We start from the raw sequence: 24,710 nt of genomic DNA, 5'->3' as shown, positions 1-24,710 counted from the left end.
GTTGTCGCTAGGGATGCGTATAATACATCCTTTATTTTTCGAGTCAATACTTTGTTTTAAACTCTCTTGCGATGATTTAAAGTTAAAGTTTTACTTAACTCTCTGAAACGGTGCTGCTTTGCTATGCTTCGGCGTTTCCCGTCTCAGTGGGGTCGCATTATAGGGAGATCCAAAAACAGATCAACACTTTTTTTAGATCTTTTTACTGTTCGAACAAAATTAGAACAAAAGTACAAAAAAACATGTTAAAACACGCTTAAATTGATGTTTTTTTACACTGCTATTTATAATTTCATATAAATATCATTGCTAAGTTCGTTTAAGACGTTAAGATAGCAAGTTCACAATGTTAAATTAATGTTTATTTCCTGTTTATTGGTAGATCTAAAATGAAATTACCCGATCAAAAATCTTTTGTCTTTTCTGTTGTTATTGCTGTAGTTGGTTTTGTTATTGTTAAGTTCGCACTCGGAAGCTTAGAACTTGACCCTTCAATTGTATTTGCTGTTGGCCTGTTAGTAGGTGGGCTAATTATTGCTGCTATGTCGTCTGACGTTTTAGAAGAGGCCGAAGTGAAGACTAAAACACTTTACGTTGGTAACCTTCCTTACCGTGCAAACGAAGGTGTTGTTCGTGCTTTGTTTGAAGAGCAAGGTAAAGTATTCAACGTTCGTCTATTAAAGGATAAAAATACAGGCAAACGTCGTGGCTTTGGTTTTGTTGAAATGGCGCAAGCTGACGCAGACAATGCTATTGCTAACTTGAACGATAGTGAGTTTCAACAACGAACTTTAAAAGTACGTGAAGCAAAACAAAAACAAGAAGATGATGCTAACGCCCTTCGAACTCAGGCGGATCAATCAGCGTAACTAGCTTAACCGCCAGTTTATCACTGAACACATTAGCCGTTGCATAGTATTGCAGCGGCTTTTTTATATCTGATATATTTTGTGCTAATAAACCTAATTCGTCTAATAAATAACTGACCCTACTTGCTATTGCTACGCCGGAGTCCACCAGCTGAATACTATTTTCAAAGTATTCACTAATTTGTTTTGCAAGTATGGGAAAGTGTGTACATCCTAATATAAGTACGTCTACTTGCTTTTCAATATTCAAATCTTCAAGCACGGCATGCAATTTAATTGTATCTAAGCAGTCATTGAAAAAAAGCTGTTCCGCAAGGTTTACCAACTCAACACTACTATATAAGTTAACGATTACATTACTGGCATGCTGTGCTATTAGTGTTTTTGTATACGAGCTCGCTATTGTGGCTGGTGTTGCCAGTAAAGCAATGTGGTTTGAATGAGTTAATTCTGCTGCGGGTTTTATCGCTGGTACAACACCAACAATGGGTATATCTGTAATTTTGCGTACGGCACTTAATGCAGACGTAGATGCCGTGTTGCACGCTATAACAATTAAATCGACGTTTAGCTTGTTTAACTTAATAAAATGAATAAGCGAACACAAACGATTAATGATTGTTTGTTGTGTCTGAGCCCCATAAGGTAAGAAAGCATTATCCATGAAATAGCTATATTGAGCATTCGGGATACGTTGCTTTATATGTTCAAGTACTGTTGTGCCACCAATCCCCGAATCAAAAACCATTATATGCGCTGACAAACGACCGTTCCTATAATTAGATTAGAACGGCAGTTTGCCATGTGATTTTTGCAAAAGAAAGTAGTTTAAGGTTAAGGCTAAACCTCGTCAGCTGTTTGCTTTGCCGCGCTATTTAACTTATTAAGGTTTTCAAACATAGCTTTTGTATAATCAACAAGCTTATCGATCTCACTTTGGTCCTCATTGAGCCATTGCATGATGCCTGATAACTGATTTTGAATATCTAACTCGGAGGCTTTAGAAAATGCCTCTCGTAGATCATCATTAAAAGGCGCTATTTTATCTGCAATTACTTTTTCTGGGGCCGGTTTATTTTCTTCATAACCTTTTATTGCAGCAACCGTTTTGGTTTGTCGTAAGTCCATTGAAAATGCAACTAGTTGCTCATTGCCTAAACTAAGCTCTTGCGCTTCTTCAAATGCCCGATCTAAATCACCGCTAAAAAAAGTTTTACTTACGTTTTGTAGGTTTTCCATCAACTCATTAATTGCTTCTTGCTCTTTATCATTAAGGTCGCCGTTAACTGACATTGAAAAATAAAGCTCCCTCGATTGTGATGATTCACTTACGAATGCCTCTCCTTTCTCACCACGTTGATAACTGCTAGCAGACTGAGATTTAAACGCATCGGCAAAACTAATTGTTACTTCATCGCCTTCTGCGGTTGTAAAGCTGTACTGAGCATTATTACTTAAACTGGCATACTGTGCTTGTGTTACCCCCACACTGGCGGGCATTGGGTTGAACAAATTATCTTCAAACTCATCAAGGCCATTGAAAATTCCTTCTTTTGATTTATTGATCCCCTCTTGGGTTTCATCGTTTAGCACGCCAGACTCTTTGAGCTCATCAACAGCGTCATCAATACCTATTTGAACCCCCTTACGGGCATCACTTAACATACCTTTTAATTTATCGTCATCGGCACCATCAGCTTTTGCTTTATTAACGGCGCCAGTGACAAAGTCGAGTACATTTTTAACAATTTCTTCAAAATCAAAAAGGGGTTTTTCTGCCTTTTTTTCTTGAACAGGTAAACCAAGCTGCTCTGCCATTTTATCGCCTAAGACTTTAGCAGCCAACTCTTTGCCTCGTTGCTGATAACTGTCTTGCGGAGACGTGATGGTAGGTTGTTGTACATCAGCTTTGTTATTGAATTTGTTTATATTCTGGCTTGGTATAAACCCATAGTTGCCTATTTTCATGATTCGTCTCCTGAGCGTGCGTACTTTATTATCGGCCAGAGCATAAAAAACTAAAGTAAACCGCGTAAAAAAACATCATTTATTCTTGCCAAAACTAGACAAATGCGAACCGCTCCCTACAATAGCGCCGATAAACAGATCTTAGATAAGGCAATAACGCGAATGGCAGTTATTAAAATAGATACCACACAGTACCAAGCGCAGTTAAGTGAAAAAGAACAGCGTATAACTTCACAGTTTCAACGTTTTGGTGTGGAGCAGCTAGAAGTGTTTAGCTCGGAGCCAATTAACTACCGCCAACGTGCCGAGTTTAGAGTATGGCATGATGGAGACGATCTGTTTCATATAATGTTCGATCAGCAAACTAAAGAAAAAATACGCGTGGATACGTTTGACCCTGCAGCACCGCTTGTTGGTGAAATAATGCAAGTAATGATTGAAAACCTTAAGCCATGTGAGGTTTTACGCCGAAAGCTTTTTCAAATAGATTACCTGTCTACACTCAGCGGTGAAATTTTAGTGAGCTTGCTTTACCACAAGCCGCTTGATGATGAATGGCTACGTGAAATTAAAGCGCTTAAGGCAAAGCTGAGTGAAAAATATAAGATAGACTTTATTGGCCGAGCACGTAAGCAAAAAGAAATGCTAGGTGATGACTTTGTAACAGAGCGATTAACTGTAAATGGCCAAGAACTCGTTTACCAACAAGTAGAGAATAGCTTTACGCAACCTAATGCGAAAGTAAATATAAGCATGCTTGAGTGGGCACAAGGTTTATGTAAACCACTTAAAAATGATTTACTAGAGCTTTACTGCGGTAATGGTAACTTTTCTATTGCACTAGCTGGCTCTTTTAAAAAAGTACTAGCAACTGAGATATCTAAGTCATCTGTTTACTCTGCTCAATACAATATCGAGAAGAACAATGTAGATAATCTCGATATTATACGTATGTCGAGCGAAGAGTTTACTCAAGCGATGAATGGAGAACGTACTTTTTCTCGTCTAGATGGCATTGATTTAAAAAGTTACAATTGCCAAACCATCTTAGTCGACCCGCCACGCGCTGGTATGGATGAATTGACCTGTGATTTAGTGGCTAACTACGAAAATATTATTTACATATCGTGCAACCCTGACACACTGGAACGCGATCTAGATCATTTAACGCGTACTCATAACGTCAAGCGCTTTGCGATATTTGATCAGTTCCCTTATACACATCATATAGAATCAGGTGTGTATTTGCAGAAAAAATAACGGTGAGTAAAAACTTATAGGCACAAAAAAGCTCCTATAAAGGAGCTTTTTTGTATTCTTTTACTTACTTGCCAAGTAATTAATTAACTTGCTGATATCTTCAGGTGCCGTAACACCTGATTCACGGCCTAAGTTTAATTTATACTTACCGTTTACAATAAATGTTGGAACACCACGAAGGGCGCCTTTTTCTTTAAAGTACTCTTGGTCGCGTTTCATCTTAGAGCTTAATGTACGAACCGAAAAGCTTTTAAATAACTTATCAAATTTATCGCCATCAACACCTTGCGCAACGAACACATCTTTCACGTCAGCTAATTCGTTAAATTTAGCGCGTTTTGTGTGAATATGATTAAAAATAGCTGCAATAATTTTTTCTTTTTGCGGAAGTACTTCTGCAGTGGCTAATGCTTGGCTCATCATTTGTTGGTTTTCTGGGTTACGAACACCCACAAAGTCAACGTGACTCTTTTTAAACTTAACATTTTTATCAAGTTTAGGCTTAAATTCGCTGATCAATGACTCGTAGTTATTACACGCCGGGCAGTAAAAAGAGAAAAACTCTTTTACTTCTGGCTTTTTAGTAGCGCGTTCAGAAATAACATCGTAATGAACGCCTTCTTCATAGGTCGCCGCAAAGCTCGTTGCTGCCAGTGGTAATACTAATGCAAGTAACCCTGCTTTAAGTAGTTTAATCATACTTATACTCCAAAATTTATAATGCTAATAAAAACGCAATTAACTCATCAAGTTCTTGTTGGTTTTTTATGGTGTTAATGTTGATTTTGTATTTATCGTTAACGATAAAAGTAGGTACGCCAGTTAATGCACCTAATTTTGAATATTTATTTTGTTTGTCTTGCATTGCTTGTTCTGCGGCAATAATTGGCATGCTTGCAATAGCTTGGTCAAAAGTGTCGCTATCTATCCCGTTAACTTCCAACAGCTTTTTAAGATCTTTAACTTCTGTTAAAGGCACACCTTGAATATGAATGCTTCTAAAAATTTGGTCAGCTATATTTTGTGCTTGGCCTTGTTGTTTGGCAATTAAGTAAGCAAAGCTTAAGTTACTTTGTGCTTGTGGAGATACACCACCTAAAAAGTTAACGTGGCTTTTAACAAACTCAGTACCTTCCGGCAGTTTTTTTTCAATTGCTTTAGCCACTGGTTCAAATTTAAAACAGTGCGGACAATAAAATGAAAAGAACTCTGTTACTTGGGGTGTTGTGCTTTTTTCAGTTTTAATAATAGTGTATTGGTTATTAGCCTCAAACTGTGCAGCAAAGGCTGCAAATGGTAAACATAAAAGAAGTAGGCTCAGTTTTAATTTTTTAAGCATTAGTATCTCGTTGTACTCGTCATTAAATAATAATTTACGGCAATAATTTTAACGGCGGTTCTTGCAGAGCTGCAAGTTGTTCTTTAAGCGCTAAAATTTGTTGCTCCCAGTATTTGTCATCAGCAAACCATGAAAAGTTCCGCACGAAAGCAGGATCGCTCCACCTTTTTGCCACCCATCCCATATAATGAATAATACGCATTGCTCGCAGCGGTTCAATTAATTTGAGTTGAGCGTGGTCAAAATCACAGAATTCTTCATACGCCCCGACTAAGGTGTCTAACTGTAACAGTTGCGTTGGCCTGTCGCCACTTAGCATCATCCATAAATCTTGAATCGCAGGTCCCTGGCGACTATCGTCTAAATCCACGAACATTAACGCATCGCCGGCCCATAATATATTGCCTGCGTGGCAATCTCCATGTAAGCGAATATTATTTGTATCTTGATACTGCTTTTGTGTCTGCTCAATTACCAAATCTAAAATAGTATAAAAAGCAGTGCTTAATCCCATTGGCACTAAGTTACTTTTTTGAAGATGAACTTTAGCTGTATGTAAATACTCACCACAGCTTATTGTTGGTCTGTAAGTAAATGGTTTTGTTTTAGCTACTTGGTGCATTCGACCAATCAAACGTCCCATAACATCAAGCTGATCTAAATTATCTACTTCAAATAATCGCCCACCCACACTTGGAAAAACCACAAACATATAACCCTGGTGTTCAAACAAGCTTTGTCCGTTATGTAAAACAGGGGCTACAACGGGTACTTCCGCGTCAGCCAATTCAAAAGCAAAGTCATGTTCTTCTTGAATTTGTGCTTTACTCCAGCGCTCGGGACGATAAAACTTTACGACGTAACGAAGACCGTCTTCGGCCTTGAATTGATAAACTCTATTTTCATAACTGTTAAGCGCTAATAGCCCAGACTCAGGATAAATGCCTATGGTTTCTATCGCATCGAGTATTAAATCTGGGGTTAAATCTATAAAGCTAAATTTGCTCATACTCTTCTTATATAAATTAAAAGCGGGCTAAACCCGCTTTTGTTATTGGCTATATGCACCGAATTAGAAAGTGCGACTTATCGCGCTCTAAAAAAATTACTCGATTGCGATATCGTTTCATCCGGTTCGTTAACTGGTGACAGCACAAAATTAAACTCTGTTATAGGCAATTTTAAATCATATGGATCCATAACGAGTGACAAAGGTTCATTGTGAGATTGCCCTGCTTGAACCGTGAATACCTGCTTACCTATGTATTTAAAGTTTTCTAGCCCTATAACTTTAATATTAAAGGTTTGCTCATACTGCGCCTTATTGATTACCTTTAAGGTATATGTGTTTTCAACCAAGCCATTAAAGTCGACACGATATAGCTGATTTCGGTCACGGATAATATCAAAGTCCATAGGTTTACGCAGTGCAATATTTGTAACAAGTGCGCCAGTAAGCAGCACCAATATGACCGTATAACCAATAATTTTAGCTCGTAAAGGGTTGGTTTTATTTTCTGGCGTTTCAAGGTTACGTTCTGTGGTATATGAAATTAAACCGCGCGGATACTCCATTTTGTCCATTACGCCGTCACACGCATCAATACACGCACCACAATTAATGCACTCAGCTTGTAAGCCATTTCTTATATCAATACCTGTAGGACACACTTGTACACATAAGTTACAGTCAATACAGTCGCCAATTTCTAAATCTTCATGGGCGACCTTGCGTGAGCGAGGACCACGGCTTTCACCTCGGCTTTCATCATAGGTTACTGTGTAGGTATCTTTGTCAAACATTGCCGACTGAAAACGCGAGTAAGGGCAAATATGCAAACACATAATTTCGCGCATCCAGCCGGCGTTACCATAAGTGCACACAGCAAACACTAAAATACTTACTAGTGCATAACCGCCAACATTAAAGGTTATAAAATCAGGGAGTAGCTCTCTTATCGGTGTAAAGTAACCAACAAACGAAATAGAGGTATACAAAGAAAACAACACCCAGCTAGAATGCTTAGCCGTTTTTCGCCAGAACTTGTCAAAGTCCATAGGCCGTTGATCGAGCTTTTTACGTTGATTTGCTGTGCCTTCAAGTTTTTCTTCAAACCAGATAAAAATGAAGGTCCATACCGTTTGAGGACAAGTATATCCGCACCAGACTCGTCCATAAAATGTAGTTACCAAAAACAGCGCAAAAGCCGCCAGCATGAATATAAACGCCAGTATGGTGAAGTCTTGAGGCCATAAAGTTAGACCAAAAATATTGTATTTTTGTGCTATTAAATCAAATAGCACGGCTTGCTGGCCGTTAAAGTTTATCCATGGCAAAACCATAAATGCGAGCATGCCTAAAAAACCAATACGTTGTCTTAATAATTGGTGAAGACCTTTTACAGCTCTCACATAAATGCGGTTACGGGGGTTAAATCTATCATCTTGACGGCTTAAATCCGGCTTTTGAATTTTTACCTCAACAGGAATGTTTTTTACTTTAATCTGTTTGTCCATCGAAGTTCCTCAACACCGCTTGGAAAATAAAAGCTGAGCACTAATCAAATGCTCTATACTCATAGTGTAGCAAGTAACTTGCTAAGTAAGACTTGTTTAGTGAATCATAAATTAAATACTTTCAGATATTTCAGAAATATCTAACTTCTGGTAGTTATTATACCAATATTGGCTAAAATTACTGGTATTGATTGCTACTAATTTATTCATCTCAGTTACTTGCTTTTAAAGGGCAGTTTATTACACTGCTTGATTATTCAACCCTATTTAGATCAAGGTTTACGTATCCATGAAGAAGTTTATTATATTGATCATTGTGATCCTTGCGTTTTTTACCATTGATCATCCACTTATAAAAGAACCACGCGAGAAGCTATTAGGGGAAGGTGTTGGTTTTTTAAGTAATGCAAGTAAAGTAAATAGAAGCCCAGCTGCTAATTTAGCAAAAAACAGAATTAGTAATGAGCTCACACTCTCAGGCTCTGAAAAAGAGTATGTAGAAAAAACGTTTACCACTGATGACGCGGTTCAGCTATTTAATTTACGCTACTGTCGCGAACGTGACTTAAATCTTTACTTCTACGCTGACCGCTTAAATACAGTGTGTAAAATAGTGTCTGAATCACTCGAACAAAAGCGGGCTAAATAATGGACTTTTCTAACTTAAACAAAAAAACCAGTGATTCGTTTCACAAGCAACGTAATATGCTGAAACAGTTAGCGCAAGGTAAAACACTAAAATGCGAAAAGTGTAATTCGGTGCTCACACTCGATTTAGCCACCAGCGAAGTGGGTAAAGGTGCAGTAAAGTGCAAGCAAGGCTGCACAGATATTATTTTAGAACTTGGCGCTTAACTAATAACTAAAGCGCCAATATTAAAACGTTTAACGCTAACTACTCGTCCCAGCCTTCATCGTTATACAAACCACTATTAAGTGCTACTATTTCTACAAGCTCTGCAAAACCAAGTGCAAAATCTCCCATAAGGTCATATTGTTGCTCACACAACTGCATTGTGCTCATTGAATTTTGCGATGCGATTTGCGCGATAAGCTGTGGATCTAATGCAAAAAAGCTGAGGGTTGCTTGTGCAGTTTCTAAGGCCTCTTTGTACTGTGCATCTAACTGCGGTGATGTTAACAGCTTTTGCGTGTAAGCATTACTTGCTGTTAAAAAGCCTTGGCTCCACTGCGAGCAAAATGCATTGTCGTACTGTGATGGCAGTTTATACCCTACTTCAAACACTTGTTCACTTATTTGATGGTAAAGCGCCATAAATAAAAACAGTGTTTCTTCATCTAATTTGTCTGCAGAATTATTGAGTATCACATCAACCCATTCGTGTACATCAAGAGGGTCGGGTGAACATATAACACCAAACAAATAACCTTGGCTTTGTGCAAGGGTCATGGCGTGAGGTTGTGTATTTAAAAATGTGCTGAGCTGCTTAGCATGCAGCTCAGTAAATTGCGGTAGTTGCATTAAAACTCTTTATATCAAAACATTAAAAATTGAGCGGGTAACGACCTTGGCTATCTGGTCGGCCTAAAAACTTAACCGCATCGTGAACATCTTTTGGTAAGCTAGCATCTGGTTTTACATACCCTGCCACGCTAAAGTCAAAGTTAGCTTTGAGAGTGGCATCGGCTTCAAGTCCAAGGGTGTTATCAGGGTCGATTAATATTGCCACATCACCCGACTTACAACTTAAATTGCCGGCCAGAGACCCTATATTAAACCAACCATTTAAACCTTGCACATCGATATTAGGACTCGCTATTTCACCCTTTAATGACTCACAGTAAGGAGCACCTGAGGTGTATTCATCAAGTTCCAGTATTACACGCCCTTTTGCCGTAACAGGCAAAGGTAACTGAACTCGTTGCATTGCTCGCTCTACCGTTGAGCGTACTAGACCATTCGTTACTTTTACGGTGCGATTAAACAATCCATAGCTGACATGTGCATACCCCGATATATCAGTACGTTCGCGAGCATTTCCAAACTTTATATTAGTATTTAAATTGCCAGTAAATAATGCCCAGCCAGCAATATCCCAGCGCACATTATTTAACTGTTCGCCATCAAAACGAACTTGCATTAATTGGCCTTGCCATACAGTGCCAACAGCAGGCCCTACTTCCAACTGCTTAGGAAGATAAGGTTTTGCTAAATCAAGCGCGATAGCAGCAGGTAATTTAATGATACAAAACACAATAAAACTAATTAAAAAAACAGCCGATAATGTAATTATTCTTTTCATTTATTAATTCTCTAATACCAAACGGCTTACTCGCACATAACCCGATTTATCGTCGCGGCTTAAATCTAAATTTTCGATTTTTAAACCATGTTGATTCACTAATTCATCGAGCCACTCTACTAATTTATTAAACTCTACTGAGTCGAGCGTTAATCGCAGTGAACCATCACTAGGCTGCATTTTACTGATGTTGATTTGATAACGGCTACGGGTAGAATTAACCACTTGACTTAAATTTTGATTACTTACAACACGCGTATTACCCGCTGCTTTTAGCTTTACTATGCTTTCGTCAACCCATACAAGTAAAGCCTGTTGCTTAATTTGCGATTGCTCTGCTTTTGTTATGGCATTATTTAATGGCCTAAATATCCCCATCACAAGAACAAAAATAACAAAGATACCACCTGCAACCATAATAAGTTGCTGCTCTTGTTCTTTTAAAGAACGCCAGTATTTTATCGCTTGTGTTTTCATGCAGCACCTCGCAGTTTAATTTCACCGACCACAAAATCACCGTCGTTATTTAAAGAGCCTTGCTCTACTGTTAAGCCTTGCTGTTCGAGTATGGTTTTTACTTTACCAAAGGTTTGAAAATCTTTAGCTCGTGCGCGAATACGTAACTCATTTCTGCGTTTATCGTAACGTAAGGTCTCTGGTGTGAACTCATTCACCTGCGAAAATACATCAACTAAATTAGTAGTAAGCTCTAAAAAGCCAGATTCATCAGGGCCTTCTATCCTGTCTAACGCGCCTTTAATCTGATTTTTTATCAAATTAGGATGCACTTTAGAACTGGGGAATGCTGCTTGGTATCGCTCAATCACTTGGTTTTTTGCTATATCGACTTGAGAATTAAGTTGTTGTAACTCAATTGCCTTTATAACTAACGTAGAACCCAGTGCAACAGCTGTAAATATCGCCGCGCCTTTCCAGTAACCCCACCAAAGTGCACTCTTCTTTTTAAGTTGGTAAATACCTTGGCGAAGATTAAATTTAACGCTATTTAATTGCTTAGCAAATAAAGCTAACGGGAGGTCATACTGACTTGTTTGTGCTTGTAAATTAGTTCCCTCTGGGAAGTTTTCTGCAGGACTAAAATGCTTGATTTCAGGGTTACCTAACGCAGTTAAATAACCTGATAGCCAGCTCGATTCAACCGCACTAATATGCCATGTCCCTTGCTTAAACAACCACTGCTGATTGAGCTCTATCGCACTTGCCTCTCCCTCACCTACAGGCGGTAACAGCAATGCATCTGGCAATATTTTATAAACAGACAGTCCATGCTCTGAAAATAAAGCGAGCCATTGCTCAAACCAGTCGCGATCGGTCATCGCAACCTGGATAGCATGTTGCTCGCCAACCATGGTTGCTTCGCCTATGGCTATATACAAATCGTCTACATCGCAGGCTATATCTTCTTCAAGCATGTAAGGGAGTGCTTGCTCTAACTTACGATTCCACTTTGTTGGTAGTGTTACCGTTTTTAATTGCACCTGATCGCTTGGCAATAAAACAACCACTTCTCTGTTGGCTGCTTTTTCACTTAATTCATTTAAATTGCTTGCACTTGGTAGCTCACCACTGGCTATTATTTCTTGTTCTTGTGGTGAATATACAAGCCAATTTAATCGTTCTTGTTGGGTTTGACCCGTACGGATCAACAATATTTCTGTCACTGTACGCCTCCAAATTTTCGCGCCAGTATCGTTACGTCGCCATCTTTGGCGTGCAGTAATGTGGTCATCGAAAAACGCAGTTCTACAAAGTTTGCCTGCGTTTGTAATTTAAAATATTCACTTTTAATACTAAATAAGTCTTTTACTGACTCAGTGTTTGTACCGCCTTGTTGCTGTACTTGTTCAAAAAACTCTTCTAAAGAATCAAAACCTGTTTGGGGTCTTGCTGCAATGACAGCCTCTGCAGCCGACAAACTTAAATTATCCATCAGCGCGCTTAGTAATAAAGCCTGTTCTGGTGCAATTGTATTAATATTAATTAAAAGCTGAGTGCTACCAGGAATAACACATACATAAGGCAGTACTTTTTCCATTACTAGTGGGTTAAAGCCTTTTACCAAGCGAAGCTCCGATGGTGATGCAAATAAACTATTTGCAGTCATATATGGAAACTTGCGAGATAAATACTCTCCTTCTTCAGCACCTGAACGATAAGTAATGCTATTTTCATCAAGCCAATCAAATACGCTGTCGGCCATTGCCTCTTCTGATTCATCCGCAGGTAAATCTTCTATATTTTCGAGCAAGGCAAACAGCGCTTTGTGTGCAGGGTTTGTTTTATCAGCGCTATTTGTATCGGGTTCAACCGCCAGTGCATTTAAATTCAAGCATGACTGCAAATCAGTAATTGAACCACTTAATGTGCCGTTATCAACTGGGTATGCTGCATTACCTTGTGTTGCCCATACTTGGTCAAGCGTTGTTTTATCTGGATCATCTTTCTTGCTTTGAATAAGCCCTTTAATCGCCAATTCTTCAGCGCCATAAGCATACCATTTTGCTTGTTGATGCCCTTGTAAATTAGTACTTTTTTGCACTTGTACCATTAAATTAGCACTCATTTCTACGGCTAAAATAGCAGCCAATGCAACAATAAATAATACAATAACGAGTGCTGCACCACGCGATGACTGGTTACCCATTATTTTTACTTCCCTGACCAGGAACTAAAAATACACGACGAATAGGTTCAGCCTCTATTTGCTGTAAGGTAACCGCAACGGCTTTTGGCAACGCTTTTACTTCCCATTGTTCTTGCCATTTATTGTCACTGTCTAAAAATTCAAACTTAAGTTCTTCGACGTTTTCTAACACTTGCTGTACGCGTGGCTCCATATTATCAAGCTGGTCAACGTACACACGGTATACACGCTCAAGGTTATCATCCATCACTCTGTACCCAACAGCCTGTAACTCAGACCGAGGCAGTAAATTTATTGGGTTTATCCAACCGTCTCTTACAAATGCAATGCCGTCATATTGACTTTCAAGCACATAACGCCCCGCTAATAAATAGTATTCTTGTACGTCACCAGACTCGTTTCTTACCGCACGTTTAGTCATTTGGCTAAAATCTTGATCCATAAGCCTAAACGTTGTTTGCAAACCATTCAGCTCCGCTATTTTTTCGTCCGACGCGTCTTTTGCCTTGGTTGTGCTATCTAATATTTGATGTGTAGAAATAACAACAAAAGCTAAAATCCCCAGAGCAACCATTACTTCTAGTAATGTAAATCCGCGCTGTTTCACTTACTTTTTACCCTTATTTAAATACGTTGATAGCTCATAGACTGATTGTTCGTATTTTTCATCGATAAATACATTTATTGTTAATTTAACAAAACTTTTATCGGCGGTAGGAATAACCTCTTGTTGCCAAAACCATTCAACCCCCCCCATTACTTCACTACCACGTAAGTTGTTTTTACCTTGCCATTGCTCGCCTTTAACGCGCTGTTCAATAATGACATTTTCGGCAACCCAAGAAGCATATGTTTGCTCTTCAATGGTTGTTAAGTGGTGAATATGCTCGCCGGTCGCTTGCATTGCAGCAATACCTGCCATTGCACAAATGCTCAAAGCAACAAGCACTTCCAGTAAGGTAAAGCCTTTATTAAATATCATTACTCTGGCTCTCTTCGTAACTTCACTGGTGCTGTAAATTCACCCTCAATAAAATAAACAGGGTCACTTTGTTCTTTTAACTCAAGTATTAGCTGAAATGCGCTTACCTCACCCGACGATAAAATAAGTACTTGAGGTATTTTGAGTTTTTTAAGCTCGAGTAGGCTATCTTCTTCACCACCACTCATAAGCTCTCGCCAATTAGACTGTTCAAGAAGGTTATCTTGAGCCCATGCGAGATCCTCTAAGTTAAGGGTGAGCTTTAATCGCGGTTCTAACTCTATGGGTTTAAATAGCTCTTCTCTGTCAAAAGTGACCCATTTTTCACCATCAAACACTAAGTACTCTAACGTGTTTTTTTCAACCAATAAACCAAGTTCTACCTGATTCAAAATTGCAAATTCTGAAGCCATATTAATGGTGGTATGCAACCTAAGCGCTTGAGTATCTAACTCATCTTCGGCGCCGCCGTCTAAACTGTATACCACCATTTTTGTTGCAAAAGCGATAACCACTAATACAACTAAAATCTCGATTAAGCTAAAGCCCTTTTTTTTATGTATTGATTGAAGACCTACGTTCATAGTAAGCCTTCAAAAAGTATATTTAGGGTAAGCTCAGTAACTTGACGCATTACTGCTTTTCTTCATCCCAGTTACCAATGTCGTCATCAGTACCGACTTCGCCATCTGGCCCCATAGAGAAAATATCAAATTTACCAATTTCACCTGGGCTTATTAGTAAGTACGTATTGCCCCATGGATCTTCTGGTAATTCGCTGATAAAGCCGCCATCTGGAAAACGCTTAGGAACAGGCTCTATAGACGTTTTAGTCACTAACGCTTCTAGGCCTTGCTCTGTGCTTGGGTAACTTTTATTTTTAAGCTTGTATAAGCTCATCGCATCTTCAAGCTGCTGAATATCTAAATGCGCTTTATCAATAGCAGCCTCTTCTTGTTGACCCATGATATTTGGCGCAACAATAGACATAATCATCCCGATGATAACCAGTACCACCATTACTTCTAGTAAAGAAAAACCTGATTGTTTGTTCACGTAATTACCTCATTATTCTAAAAACACTAAACAAAAATGGTTTAGGTAAAACCATTAATATATAAAAACTATTTAAATTTAGAGCCCAACCGCTTTGTTCATTGCCATGATAGGTTGCAAAATGGCCATCACAATAAATAAAACGATAACAGCCATGGACGCTATCATTGCAGGCTCTAATAACTTAAGCGATACATTAACCATGCTTTCAAATTCACGGTCTTGGTTATTCGCTGCGCGCTCTAGCATTTGTTCTAATTCACCTGATTTTTCACCGCTGGCGATCATATGTAGCATCATCGGCGGAAACAGTTTAGTTTGTTGCAAAGCGGCTCTAAGACTAGCCCCTTCACTTACTCTATCAGCTGCATCGGCTACCGACTTTTTAATTTTTTCGTTTACGAGTACATCGCCAGAAATGCGCATTCCTTCAAGTAATGGCACAGAGCTTGAAGATAAAATACTTAACGTACGAGCAAAGCGAGCGGTATTGATACCGCGAGCCACCTTACCAATGCCCGGCATATGCAGCACACGGTCGTCCCACCAAAAGCGCACTTGTGGTTTTTTTAATGCGTACTTAATGCCAATCGCAATGCCAGTGATAGCCAGTAAGCTAATAAACCAGTAATTTTGTACAAAATGGCTCCCAGCCATTACCCACTCGGTGGTCCAAGGTAATACTTGTTTAGTTTTTTCAAAGGTTTTTAGTATTTTTGGAACCACAGTACCTAATAATACCGACACGATACCAATGGCAAAAATAACTAAAATAGTTGGGTAAACCATAGCCTGTGTTATTTGACTACGCATATGCTGACGCTGCTCGGTGTAATCGGCTAAGCGATTAAGTACTTGGTCAAGATGTCCTGATTTTTCCCCCGCAGCCACCATTGAACGATATAAGTCGTCAAACACATGAGGAAACTCACTCATACCATCTGCAAGGGTATAACCCTCAACAACTTTTGAACGAACCGACATTAACATACGTTTTAAACGTGGTTTTTCACATTGCTCAGCCACTGCCATAACCGCGCCTTCAACCGGTAATGCTGACTGAATTAATGTTGCTAACTGGCGTGTGATAAGCGCAAGCTCAGAAGTAGAAATACTTGGTTTAAAAAGGCTACCAAATAAAGGGGCTTTTTCACCCTTTACCTGTTTGTCGCTTTGAGCCGCAGGTACAACCTCTAAAGGGGTTAAGCTTTTATCACGAAGAAGCTGACGAACTTGTTTGGCTGTATCGGCTTCTAAAATGCCTTTTTTTTCTTTGCCGCGACCATCTAATGCGCGATATTCAAACGCAGCCATTATTAGCCTTCCTCACGGGTAACACGCAGCACTTCTTCAAGCGTGGTTTTACCTGCAAGCACACGGCTGCAGCCATCTTGACGAATACTTGGACTGTGTTTACGAATGTATTTCTCTACGCTTTGCTCGCCTTTACCGTTGTGGATCATTTCTCGAATTGTTTCATCTACAACAAGTAACTCGTGTATACCAGTACGGCCTTTATAACCATTAAAGTTACATTCTTCACAGCCTACCGCACGGTAAATTGTTGGCTTACTCTCAAATGGGACACCTAAAAGCTGACATTCACGTTCGTCTGCCACATGCCCTTCTTTACAGCTATTGCACAACGTACGCACTAAGCGCTGAGATAAAACCCCTAATAGCGATGAAGAAAGCAAAAACGGTTCAACGCCCATGTCTTCCATTCGAGTAATAGCACCAGACGCCGTATTTGTATGCAGTGTAGACATAACTAAGTGACCAGTAAGTGATGCTTGAACACCTATTTGGGCAGTTTCAAGGTCACGTATTTCCCCCACCATTACCACATCGGGATCTTGACGCAAAATAGCACGTAACCCTCTTGCAAATGTCATATCTACTTTTGTATTTACTTGCGTTTGACCAATGCCTGGGATCTCATATTCAATAGGATCTTCAACTGTCAGGATATTACGATCGCGCGAGTTTATTTGGCTCATGCCTGCATACAGCGTGGTACTTTTACCAGAACCCGTTGGCCCTGTTACCAAAATAATACCGTGTGGCTTGCTAATTAGGTCAGCAAACAACTCACGGTTTTTTGGTGTCATACCTAAATCTTCAAGGTTTAGGCGGGCATTGTTTTTATCAAGTAAACGCAATACTACTCGCTCACCAAAGCTTGATGGCATAGTTGATACACGCACGTCTACTGCACGCCCTGCAATACGCAGGCTAATACGGCCATCTTGCGGAATACGTTTTTCAGCTATATCGAGTTTTGCCATTACCTTAATACGTGAAACAAGCAATGAAGCCAGTTTACGGTTTGGTTTTAATACTTCTTTTAAAACGCCATCAACCCTAAAACGAATAACAAGCTCTTGCTCGAACGTTTCAATATGAATATCTGACGCGCCCTCTTTTATTGCCTCGCTAAGCATGGCATTAATGAGCTTAATAATAGGCGCATCATCATCGCCAGCTAATAAGTCTTCAGTTTGCGGGAGTTCATCCGCTAAAGAAAACAGATCAACTTCGTTGCCAATATCTTCCATCATTTGCTGCGTTTCAGAGCTATCGCGTTGGTAAGATGACTCAAGTAAAAGTTCAAATTTATCATCATCAAGTGGCTCTAATTTAAAACCATGACCTGCAATTCGGCGAACTTCTAACAATACATCTAAATTAAGGTCACCGCGGTAGTAAACCGTTGTTTGATCTTGGTATTTACTGAGTAAAACACCCGCACGTCGTGCGTACGAAAACGGTAAACGTTTTGCTGGCAACTCAACGAGTGCATCATCAGCTAATAGTTCATCTGTACTATGCGTATTAGGATGAACCACGTCTTGGTTTATCTCTTGTATCGCATTAGTCATCTTTACGCTCTTGTGCATTTTGTTTACGTAAATGCTCTTCATAAGTTGGCGGAAGTACTAACTCATCATTCCACTCAGGCAATACAGGAGTATCGGTCATTGGCATTAAATCAATACCATCTTCCTGCTGCTTAGTCTGTTCACCACGGATAAAGTTATATTTGTTAAAACTTAACTTATTCATGCTCACCCCATCACGGATGATCGTAGGGCGGATAAACACGATTAAGTTACGCTTACGACGAGTTGTGTTTGTTGATCTAAATAAGTGCCCTAATACAGGAATATCTCCTAATAATGGAACTTTAGACACACTTTCTTGAACGTCTTCATCGATTAAACCACCTAAAACAACCATACCACCATCATCAGCAATAACCGTTGTTTTAATAGCACGTTTATTTACTGAAATATCAACCGCGGTTGCACCGCTTACGCTTGATACTTCTTGCTCAATGGTAAGCTGTACCGCTGAGCCATCGTTAATTTGTGGCGTTACTATAAGTTTAATACCCACTTCTTGACGCTCAACCGTTTGAAATGGATTGCTATTGTTAGTGCCCGTTTGAGATCCGGTAATAATAGGTACTTCTTGACCCACTAAAATAGAGGCTTCTTCGTTATCCATGGTGGTAATTGAAGGCGTTGCCAAAATATTTGAGTTAGTGTCGGTTGCTACTGCCTGAATAATTGCGCCCCAGTCATTTTTTACAACGCCCAGTGCTAAGCCATTAATACCACTAAGTAATGATGCAAGCGGACCGTAGTCGCCTTCCGTTGTTTCTGTGTAAGGTGTAACCGTGCCAGACTCTGTACCAATAATTGTTTTAGTTACTGTTTGATCTGCAGCTTGTTCTGCTGCAACAGCTAACGACCCAACAGGTACTGTTGTACCGTTATTAAACTGCAGCATGCCGCCTTGCTCTGAAATCCACTGCAAGCCTAGGTTAACGCCATCACCTTCCATCACTTCAATAATAATGGCTTCAACTAATACTTGTGCGCGACGAATATCTAATCGTTCAATAACTGACTCTAATGAACGCATAGTATCGGGCTGTGCTGTGATAATTAATGAATTAGACTCTGGGTGTGCCTCAATGCTGGTTTCGTTGTTACTACGCGAACGCGTTTTAGTTGCGCTGCCTTGAGCTTCCTCGGTTAACGTTTTACTTACACCCTGAAGCACCTTAACTAAGTCTTCCGATTTGGCGTAATTTAAATAAAATACCTTAGTGTTACCTTGGCTTTCAAGCTCACCATCAAGGCGCTTAATTAACTCAATTGCACGTGTGCGGGCTTGCCCTTCACCACTTACAATTACACTGTTGGTACGGCCGTCGGCTACGACTTTAGGAATCAAAAATTCAGGGACACTCCCTTTACCGCTGTCTTTGTAGATATTTTCTACTACAGAGACAACGTCATCAGCCGTTGCGTATTTAAGCTTTACAATATCAACACGCTTATCACCTGCTTGGTCAACTGAACGAATAATTTCTACTAAGCGGTTTACTGATGCAGCATGACCAGTCAACATCATTACGTTTGCAGCGTTAAAGTTAGCAACGTGCCCGCCGTCTTTCTGATCGCTAAATTGACGAACTAATGGTCCGAGCTCTTGCACGCTTACATTTTTTACGCGTACAACGCGGGTAATCATCATATCGCCCGATGCAGAACTGTTTTCGGTAATTAGGGGAACATTCGACTTTTTAGCATCAGAGCTTTTTTCTACTTTAATAATGCCATTATCCATTTCAACAGCTGAATAGCCGTAAACTTCTAATACATTTAAAAAGAATTGATAGTAAAGATCTTCATCCATTAACTCATAGCTACGTACATTCACTTTGCCACGCACGTTAGGATCTATAATCACCGTTTTATTAAGGTTTTTACCAACAATATTAATAAACTCGTTGATATCAGTACCCTTAAAATTTGCTGCATATTCAACTGCAGAAACAGACAAAGATATACTTGCCGCCAAAAAAAGTGCTGCGTACTTAGCTAACCCTTTTTTAATTTTTGTGAGGTGTAGCACCTGAACCATTATGTTAAAACTCCAAAGCTAAGTTATTGCAGGCTAAATTGCACATCTATTTGCTCACCATCACGCTCAATAGTGATAGTAGCATCGGTGCTATTGCGCAGCTCATTAATGGCTGACATGGCCTGTTTTAAATCTGTTAGTTGATAGCCGTTAATAGAAACAGCTAGATCGTTATTTTTTAATCCCATTTGCTTAAATAGTGCAGGCTCTTTTCCCGGACTTAAGCGATAACCAATTAGCTCACCGTCACTCATTGCTTGAGATACACGTATGTAATCAAAAAGCTTACCGGGTTCTTCTAATAATTCTTCACGTGTTTCTATAATGGCTTCTTTTACTTCGGGGTCTGCAGTCGCATTTATTAGTTCTTCACTTTCTTCTAATCGTTGCGGCCCCATTTCTTGCTCATCTTTTGCAGCGAGCACCGGCATAGAGACTATTTTGGTGAAATCAAGTCCATCAAGCATTAGCGTTTCAAAACGAGCATTTACACTTAAAATGACACGGTCAGGAAGTATTTGAGCTACTTTTGCGCGCGTCCCAGATACAACTTCATCTACAAGGTAACTAACCTGCTTGCCCTGTGATTCAATAATTGCAACGCCTGCTTTATCATCATTACTTACAGCCACTATGCCTGTTAAGTTAATACTTAAACGTGTTTCAGGGGCATTATTAATAACTTGTGATTGTTTTGCAGTATTAGCGCTGTTTGTTACCGTTTTTTTACCAAACAAAAACTGTTCAACAATACGTTGCGCAGAATTATTACTTGCTCCCGATGACTGTGCTGTAAACTGAGTGGGGGTAAGTAAAGTTATTTGAGGTTTAGGCCATAATAGCCAAACCAGTTTTGATAACAAAAATGCAAGGTAAACAACAACTAATAGCGTGACTAATGCACTTAATTTAGCATGCGGCAATCGAGTTAAAATGTGTTTTAGTCGTTGAATTTGCTGTTCCATAAATAGTGTTCTTTTTTAATTTACTGCGTAAGCGCGTCCCCATAGTACCCTTTCATTTTTCATTCAACAAGCACACTAATATTAAACTTTGTAAACAGAATGAATAACTTCTATTTACTTGAACAAAAAAGCAACACCCACTGTAATACCTTCATCCTAGATAGATTTCGTGGTAAATTTTAGATAATAAATTACTGCAGGTACAAATACGTTATGAGTAAAAAAAGCAATAGTAATAAAGACTCTGACCTCATAGATAATCTAAAAGTTCGATTAGATAAATGGTTGTGGGCAGCCCGCTTTTATAAAACACGTGCTATAGCAAGGGAAATGGTACAAGGTGGTAAAGTGCATTATAATGGACAACGAACAAAGGCGAGCAAAATAGTCGAGATTGGTGCGGTAGTGAAACTCGCTCAAGGTGTAGATGAAAAGATAGTGACTATCATCAAAGTGCTTGAAAAACGACAAAGCGCCCCCATTGCTCAGACCTTGTACCAAGAATCTGATGCCAGTATTGCTAAACGCGAAGAAAACAGCATCGCACGTAAAAATAACAGTTTTTTTGCGCCTCATCCGGATAAAAAACCCGATAAAAAGCAAAGACGCGAACTTTTAAAAATGAAATTAAGTTAGGTATAGCCGCTCATGCAACAAGATTTACTTCACCGTTATTTATTCAACGAACTAGATGTTCGTGGCGAACTCGTTCAAATCGAGAGTGCCTACAATGAAATGATTGCCAACCATAATTACCCCGCGCCTGTAAAAGCATTACTAGGTGAGCTATTAGTTGCCACTTGCTTACTGACAGCTACATTAAAATTTGAAGGCGAGATAGCCGTGCAACTTCAAGGCGACGGACCAGTTAAATATGCAGTAATAAATGGTGACGATAAACAAAATATGCGTGGTATTGCTCGTCTACAAAGTGAGGTGACTGGCAGTACCGTCAAAGAATTAATCGGCAATGGCTATATGGTTATTACTATTACCCCAGACAAAGGTGAACGCTACCAAGGCATAGTCCCTTTAGAACACGACACGCTAAGCGAATGTATTGAAAGTTACTTTGAGCAATCAGAGCAATTAAAAACTCGTTTATGGTTTGCAACTAATACAACCGAAGGCAGCGCCAAAGCATGTGGTTTATTTTTACAGGTACTGCCTGTTGATAAACAAAAGTCGATTGAAGATTTTGCCCACTTAGAAGCACTTAGTAATACGATAAAAGATGAAGAGTTATTAAACCTTGATGCAAATACAATTTTAACTCGTTTGTATCATGAAGATAACCCACGCGTTTTTGAACCGCAAAGCATACGTTTCAAATGTGGCTGTAGTCGTGATAAAATAATCACCGCATTAGTTAATGTAGGACAACAAGAACTGCTCGATGATGTAGCAAAAAACGGCAGCGTTAATATTAACTGCCATTACTGCTTAAAAGAATATGCGTTTAATGAGCAAGACATTAAAAGCATTTTTAATTAAAAACCCCATCTCAGCTAATCCGACTATATAAAGCCGCAAAATATGCGGTTTTATATTATAAAAAGATGATACCGGTGTCATAAAAAGTGACATTTAATGACACCGGTATCATTGAAATTATTCATGTTTTTTTGCAAATATATGTGTTTTTAGAGGCTTTACAGGCTCGAATATCTCAAAACCTTCTGTTACTATCATTACAGCTAAAGGGCACTATTTACCCAGAGCTATCCCGTTCAAACTCTCACACATAGTTAGGTATAAACATGATTACAAGCGCTACACGTTTTGTCGATTTAACCGCAGCTGAACTTGTCGAGCATGCGATCCGCCGTGGCGAAGGAACTCTAGCCGCAAATGGTGCTTTCGTAGCCATTACAGGAAAACGAACAGGTCGTTCACCTCGAGATCGTTTTATTGTACAAGAAGCGACAACACAAAATGAAATTCAATGGGGCAATGTAAACCGTCCTTTTGATGCTGACAAATTTGATGCTTTGTGGGCACGCGTAGAAGCATATGTGCAAAGTAATGACCACTTCACCTCTCACCTAGAAGTTGGCGCAGACCCAGAGCATTATTTACCTGTAGTTGTTACAACAGAAACTGCATGGCATCATATTTTTGCCAAAAACATGTTTATTGAACCTAAAAACTATAACGCTTCAAACTTACCGCAGTGGCAAGTGATGAACGTACCTTCGTTTGTATGTGAGCCAGAGCGTGATGGTACTAATAGCGATGGCACCGTAATTATTAACTTTGCACAACGTAAAGTATTGCTTGCGGGTATGCGCTACGCCGGTGAAATGAAAAAATCGATGTTCTCAGTTCAAAACTTCTTATTACCAGCTAAAGGTGTATTACCAATGCACTGTTCGGCTAACGTTGGTGAAGCTGGCGACACAGCATTATTCTTCGGATTATCTGGTACTGGTAAAACAACGTTATCAGCTGACCCAACTCGCTTCCTAATCGGTGATGATGAGCATGGTTGGGCACCTGGGAGCGTATTTAATATCGAAGGCGGTTGTTACGCAAAATGTATCGACCTTTCACAAAAGAATGAACCTGTTATTTGGGATGCAATCCGCTTTGGCACTATCTTAGAAAATGTGGTACTTGATGATAAAGGTGTGCCAGACTTTAACGATACAAGCTTAACTCAAAATAGCCGCGCAGCTTATCCGTTAGAACATGTTGAAAAACGTAAAGTAGAAAACCGTGCTGGCGAGCCGAAAGCTGTTGTATTTTTAACATGCGATGTAAGTGGCGTATTACCTCCTGTATCTGTACTAAGTGAAGAAGCCGCCGCGTACCACTTCTTAAGCGGATATACAGCAAAAGTAGGTTCAACTGAAATCGGTTCAACAAGCGATATAGAATCTACATTCTCAACCTGTTTTGGGGCACCGTTCTTCCCGCGTCCTGCAGGTGTATACGCAGAACTTCTTATGAAACGTGTTCGTGAGTTTGGTGCTAAAGTTTACCTAGTGAATACTGGCTGGACTGGCGGTCCTTACGGTATCGGCAAGCGCTTTGATATACCAACTACACGTGCTGTAATTGACGCCATAGTGTCTGGTAAATTGGCCGGTGTTGAGACTCAACATATAGATGCGTTGAACCTAGACGTACCCGTTGCAGTTCCAGGTGTTGATAGCAACCTTCTAAATCCTATAAATACATGGGAAGATAAGGCTAAGTATAATGAATATGCAGCGAAATTGGCTGCTGACTTTTCAGAAAACTTTGCGAAATACGACGTATCTGACGACATTAAAAATGCAGGCCCTAAAGCTTAAAATTCACCTTTAGCCTCATAATTAAAACGCCAACCTTGAGTTGGCGTTTTTGATTCTAATGTTTACCTCAGCGACTAAGTTTCTTTGATAAATAACCGAATACATAACATAGAACACTCCCACAACCACAAGCCAGACTGTTGAGGATCTGCAGACATATAAAGTATTACTCTTTCGAGTCGAATTTTCTTCCATTTAAAGTAGGTGAGCAGCTTATAGCAATGACGTTGCATCCTGCGCTAAAGATCCGCATAGCTAATTCTGCGCTATCATCGGGTAATCTATTAGATCACTAGAACAATGTTCACAAAGAGGCGCTTCGCTTAAGAGAAGAAAGTGCTGGATATTACTTTTCTGTAAACGTAAAAAAGCCCGACTCTTTCGAATCGGGCTTTCTTGTATTTGAAGTCGGTGCGCTACGCAGCAGAATGTTGTAATGCCCACAGCGATGGAGAGTCACAGTGAAATGCTGCACTATCATGGCCAATGCATTGGATAGCCAAAACACTGTTCACAAAGAGGCGCTTCGCATAAGAGACGCTGCGCTTTAGCGAAGAAAGTGCTGAATATTATACTTTTTTACGTCTA

At 39.6% G+C, this 24,710-nt stretch carries 26 protein-coding genes; 7 read left to right on the top strand and 19 right to left on the bottom strand.

Translation table 11 applies throughout. The features are described from left to right. Positions 1–389 precede the first annotated feature (389 nt). A complete protein-coding gene (locus tag AC27I2_RS19535) occupies positions 390–869 on the top strand; it encodes an RNA recognition motif domain-containing protein (RefSeq protein ID WP_487205241.1) in 480 nt (159 codons plus the stop codon). Here AC27I2_RS19535 and murI read toward each other — a convergent pair. After that, positions 832–1,632, bottom strand: coding sequence for a glutamate racemase (gene murI / locus AC27I2_RS19530; RefSeq protein ID WP_219423607.1), 801 nt, complete (start codon positions 1,630–1,632; stop codon positions 832–834). The genes AC27I2_RS19535 and murI overlap by 38 nt on opposite strands. A 77-nt stretch (positions 1,633–1,709) precedes the next feature. After that, positions 1,710–2,837: a DUF5610 domain-containing protein gene (locus AC27I2_RS19525; protein WP_487205240.1), complete on the bottom strand. Its 1,128-nt coding sequence runs from the start codon at positions 2,835–2,837 to the stop codon at positions 1,710–1,712. Between the two features lie 162 nt (positions 2,838–2,999). Here AC27I2_RS19525 and trmA point away from each other — a divergent pair, with 162 nt between their 5' ends. Continuing rightward, positions 3,000–4,097 carry a tRNA (uridine(54)-C5)-methyltransferase TrmA gene (trmA, locus tag AC27I2_RS19520; RefSeq protein WP_487205239.1) on the top strand — a complete coding sequence of 366 codons (1,098 nt, stop codon included), beginning with the start codon at positions 3,000–3,002 and terminating at the stop codon, positions 4,095–4,097. A 60-nt stretch (positions 4,098–4,157) separates the two neighbouring features. On the opposite strand, the gene AC27I2_RS19515 is transcribed toward trmA, so the two are convergent. From AC27I2_RS19515 to ccoG, 4 genes are all read right to left on the bottom strand, one after another. Continuing rightward, the gene (locus AC27I2_RS19515; RefSeq protein WP_058405225.1) at positions 4,158–4,796 is read right to left on the bottom strand and encodes a thiol:disulfide interchange protein DsbA/DsbL; all 639 of its coding nucleotides are present in this window, start codon (positions 4,794–4,796) and stop codon (positions 4,158–4,160) included. A gap of 16 nt (positions 4,797–4,812) precedes the next feature. Then, on the bottom strand, positions 4,813–5,436 hold the full coding sequence (locus AC27I2_RS19510) for a thiol:disulfide interchange protein DsbA/DsbL (RefSeq protein ID WP_058405226.1): 624 nt from the start codon (positions 5,434–5,436) through the stop codon (positions 4,813–4,815). 34 nt (positions 5,437–5,470) lie between these two features. Further along, on the bottom strand, positions 5,471–6,445 hold the full coding sequence (locus tag AC27I2_RS19505; RefSeq protein WP_058405227.1) for a serine/threonine protein kinase: 975 nt from the start codon (positions 6,443–6,445) through the stop codon (positions 5,471–5,473). A gap of 77 nt (positions 6,446–6,522) precedes the next feature. Next, a complete protein-coding gene (gene ccoG / locus AC27I2_RS19500) occupies positions 6,523–7,953 on the bottom strand; it encodes a cytochrome c oxidase accessory protein CcoG (RefSeq protein ID WP_219423615.1) in 1,431 nt (476 codons plus the stop codon). 289 nt (positions 7,954–8,242) lie between these two features. Here ccoG and AC27I2_RS19495 point away from each other — a divergent pair, with 289 nt between their 5' ends. Beyond that, positions 8,243–8,602, top strand: coding sequence for a hypothetical protein (locus AC27I2_RS19495; protein ID WP_138530762.1), 360 nt, complete (start codon positions 8,243–8,245; stop codon positions 8,600–8,602). Then, a complete protein-coding gene (locus tag AC27I2_RS19490; RefSeq protein ID WP_058405230.1) occupies positions 8,602–8,808 on the top strand; it encodes a hypothetical protein in 207 nt (68 codons plus the stop codon). Before AC27I2_RS19495 ends, AC27I2_RS19490 begins: the two co-directional genes overlap by 1 nt. A gap of 40 nt (positions 8,809–8,848) precedes the next feature. Here AC27I2_RS19490 and AC27I2_RS19485 read toward each other — a convergent pair whose 3' ends face one another. The 13 genes from AC27I2_RS19485 to gspC form a co-directional block, all read right to left on the bottom strand. Continuing rightward, on the bottom strand, positions 8,849–9,436 hold the full coding sequence (locus AC27I2_RS19485) for a UPF0149 family protein (RefSeq protein WP_487205238.1): 588 nt from the start codon (positions 9,434–9,436) through the stop codon (positions 8,849–8,851). 22 nt (positions 9,437–9,458) lie between these two features. Next, positions 9,459–10,217 carry a type II secretion system protein N gene (locus AC27I2_RS19480; RefSeq protein ID WP_487205237.1) on the bottom strand — a complete coding sequence of 253 codons (759 nt, stop codon included), beginning with the start codon at positions 10,215–10,217 and terminating at the stop codon, positions 9,459–9,461. A 3-nt stretch (positions 10,218–10,220) separates the two neighbouring features. Next, positions 10,221–10,694: a type II secretion system protein GspM gene (gene gspM / locus AC27I2_RS19475; protein ID WP_487205236.1), complete on the bottom strand. Its 474-nt coding sequence runs from the start codon at positions 10,692–10,694 to the stop codon at positions 10,221–10,223. Then, on the bottom strand, positions 10,691–11,899 hold the full coding sequence (gene gspL / locus AC27I2_RS19470; RefSeq protein WP_487205235.1) for a type II secretion system protein GspL: 1,209 nt from the start codon (positions 11,897–11,899) through the stop codon (positions 10,691–10,693). Before gspL ends, gspM begins: the two co-directional genes overlap by 4 nt. After that, on the bottom strand, positions 11,896–12,882 hold the full coding sequence (gene gspK / locus AC27I2_RS19465) for a type II secretion system minor pseudopilin GspK (RefSeq protein WP_058405235.1): 987 nt from the start codon (positions 12,880–12,882) through the stop codon (positions 11,896–11,898). The genes gspL and gspK overlap by 4 nt, the downstream gene beginning before the upstream one ends. Continuing rightward, entirely contained in the window at positions 12,875–13,489 is a 615-nt protein-coding gene (gene gspJ / locus AC27I2_RS19460) for a type II secretion system minor pseudopilin GspJ (protein ID WP_058405236.1), read from the bottom strand. The genes gspK and gspJ overlap by 8 nt, the downstream gene beginning before the upstream one ends. Further along, positions 13,490–13,864, bottom strand: coding sequence for a type II secretion system minor pseudopilin GspI (gene gspI / locus AC27I2_RS19455; protein WP_058405237.1), 375 nt, complete (start codon positions 13,862–13,864; stop codon positions 13,490–13,492). It abuts the gene before it with no gap. After that, positions 13,864–14,448, bottom strand: a complete 585-nt coding sequence (locus AC27I2_RS19450) for a prepilin-type N-terminal cleavage/methylation domain-containing protein (protein ID WP_058405238.1) — start codon at positions 14,446–14,448, stop codon at positions 13,864–13,866. Before AC27I2_RS19450 ends, gspI begins: the two co-directional genes overlap by 1 nt. A 49-nt stretch (positions 14,449–14,497) precedes the next feature. Further along, positions 14,498–14,920, bottom strand: coding sequence for a type II secretion system major pseudopilin GspG (gene gspG / locus AC27I2_RS19445; protein WP_006794634.1), 423 nt, complete (start codon positions 14,918–14,920; stop codon positions 14,498–14,500). 78 nt (positions 14,921–14,998) lie between these two features. After that, entirely contained in the window at positions 14,999–16,234 is a 1,236-nt protein-coding gene (gene gspF / locus AC27I2_RS19440; RefSeq protein ID WP_006794633.1) for a type II secretion system inner membrane protein GspF, read from the bottom strand. Between the two features lie 2 nt (positions 16,235–16,236). Next, entirely contained in the window at positions 16,237–17,802 is a 1,566-nt protein-coding gene (gene gspE / locus AC27I2_RS19435) for a type II secretion system ATPase GspE (protein ID WP_487205234.1), read from the bottom strand. After that, positions 17,795–19,858, bottom strand: coding sequence for a type II secretion system secretin GspD (gspD, locus tag AC27I2_RS19430; protein WP_058552112.1), 2,064 nt, complete (start codon positions 19,856–19,858; stop codon positions 17,795–17,797). Before gspD ends, gspE begins: the two co-directional genes overlap by 8 nt. A 23-nt stretch (positions 19,859–19,881) precedes the next feature. Then, positions 19,882–20,823 (bottom strand): type II secretion system protein GspC, encoded by a 942-nt coding sequence (gspC, locus tag AC27I2_RS19425; RefSeq protein WP_487205233.1) that lies wholly within the window; start codon positions 20,821–20,823, stop codon positions 19,882–19,884. A 213-nt stretch (positions 20,824–21,036) separates the two neighbouring features. Here gspC and hslR point away from each other — a divergent pair, with 213 nt between their 5' ends. The 3 genes from hslR to AC27I2_RS19410 all read left to right on the top strand — a co-directional run bounded on the left by hslR (position 21,037) and on the right by AC27I2_RS19410 (position 24,122). Continuing rightward, on the top strand, positions 21,037–21,459 hold the full coding sequence (gene hslR / locus AC27I2_RS19420; protein ID WP_487205232.1) for a ribosome-associated heat shock protein Hsp15: 423 nt from the start codon (positions 21,037–21,039) through the stop codon (positions 21,457–21,459). Positions 21,460–21,471: 12 nt separating this feature from the next. Then, a complete protein-coding gene (gene hslO, locus AC27I2_RS19415; protein WP_487205231.1) occupies positions 21,472–22,317 on the top strand; it encodes an Hsp33 family molecular chaperone HslO in 846 nt (281 codons plus the stop codon). 266 nt (positions 22,318–22,583) lie between these two features. Beyond that, a complete protein-coding gene (locus tag AC27I2_RS19410) occupies positions 22,584–24,122 on the top strand; it encodes a phosphoenolpyruvate carboxykinase (RefSeq protein WP_487205230.1) in 1,539 nt (512 codons plus the stop codon). Positions 24,123–24,710 lie beyond the last annotated feature (588 nt).

This window comes from Pseudoalteromonas sp. NH0006-46 (assembly GCF_057547735.1).
The sequence above is the reverse complement of the archived record's forward strand: the minus strand, read 5'-3'. Positions and strand labels throughout refer to the sequence as shown.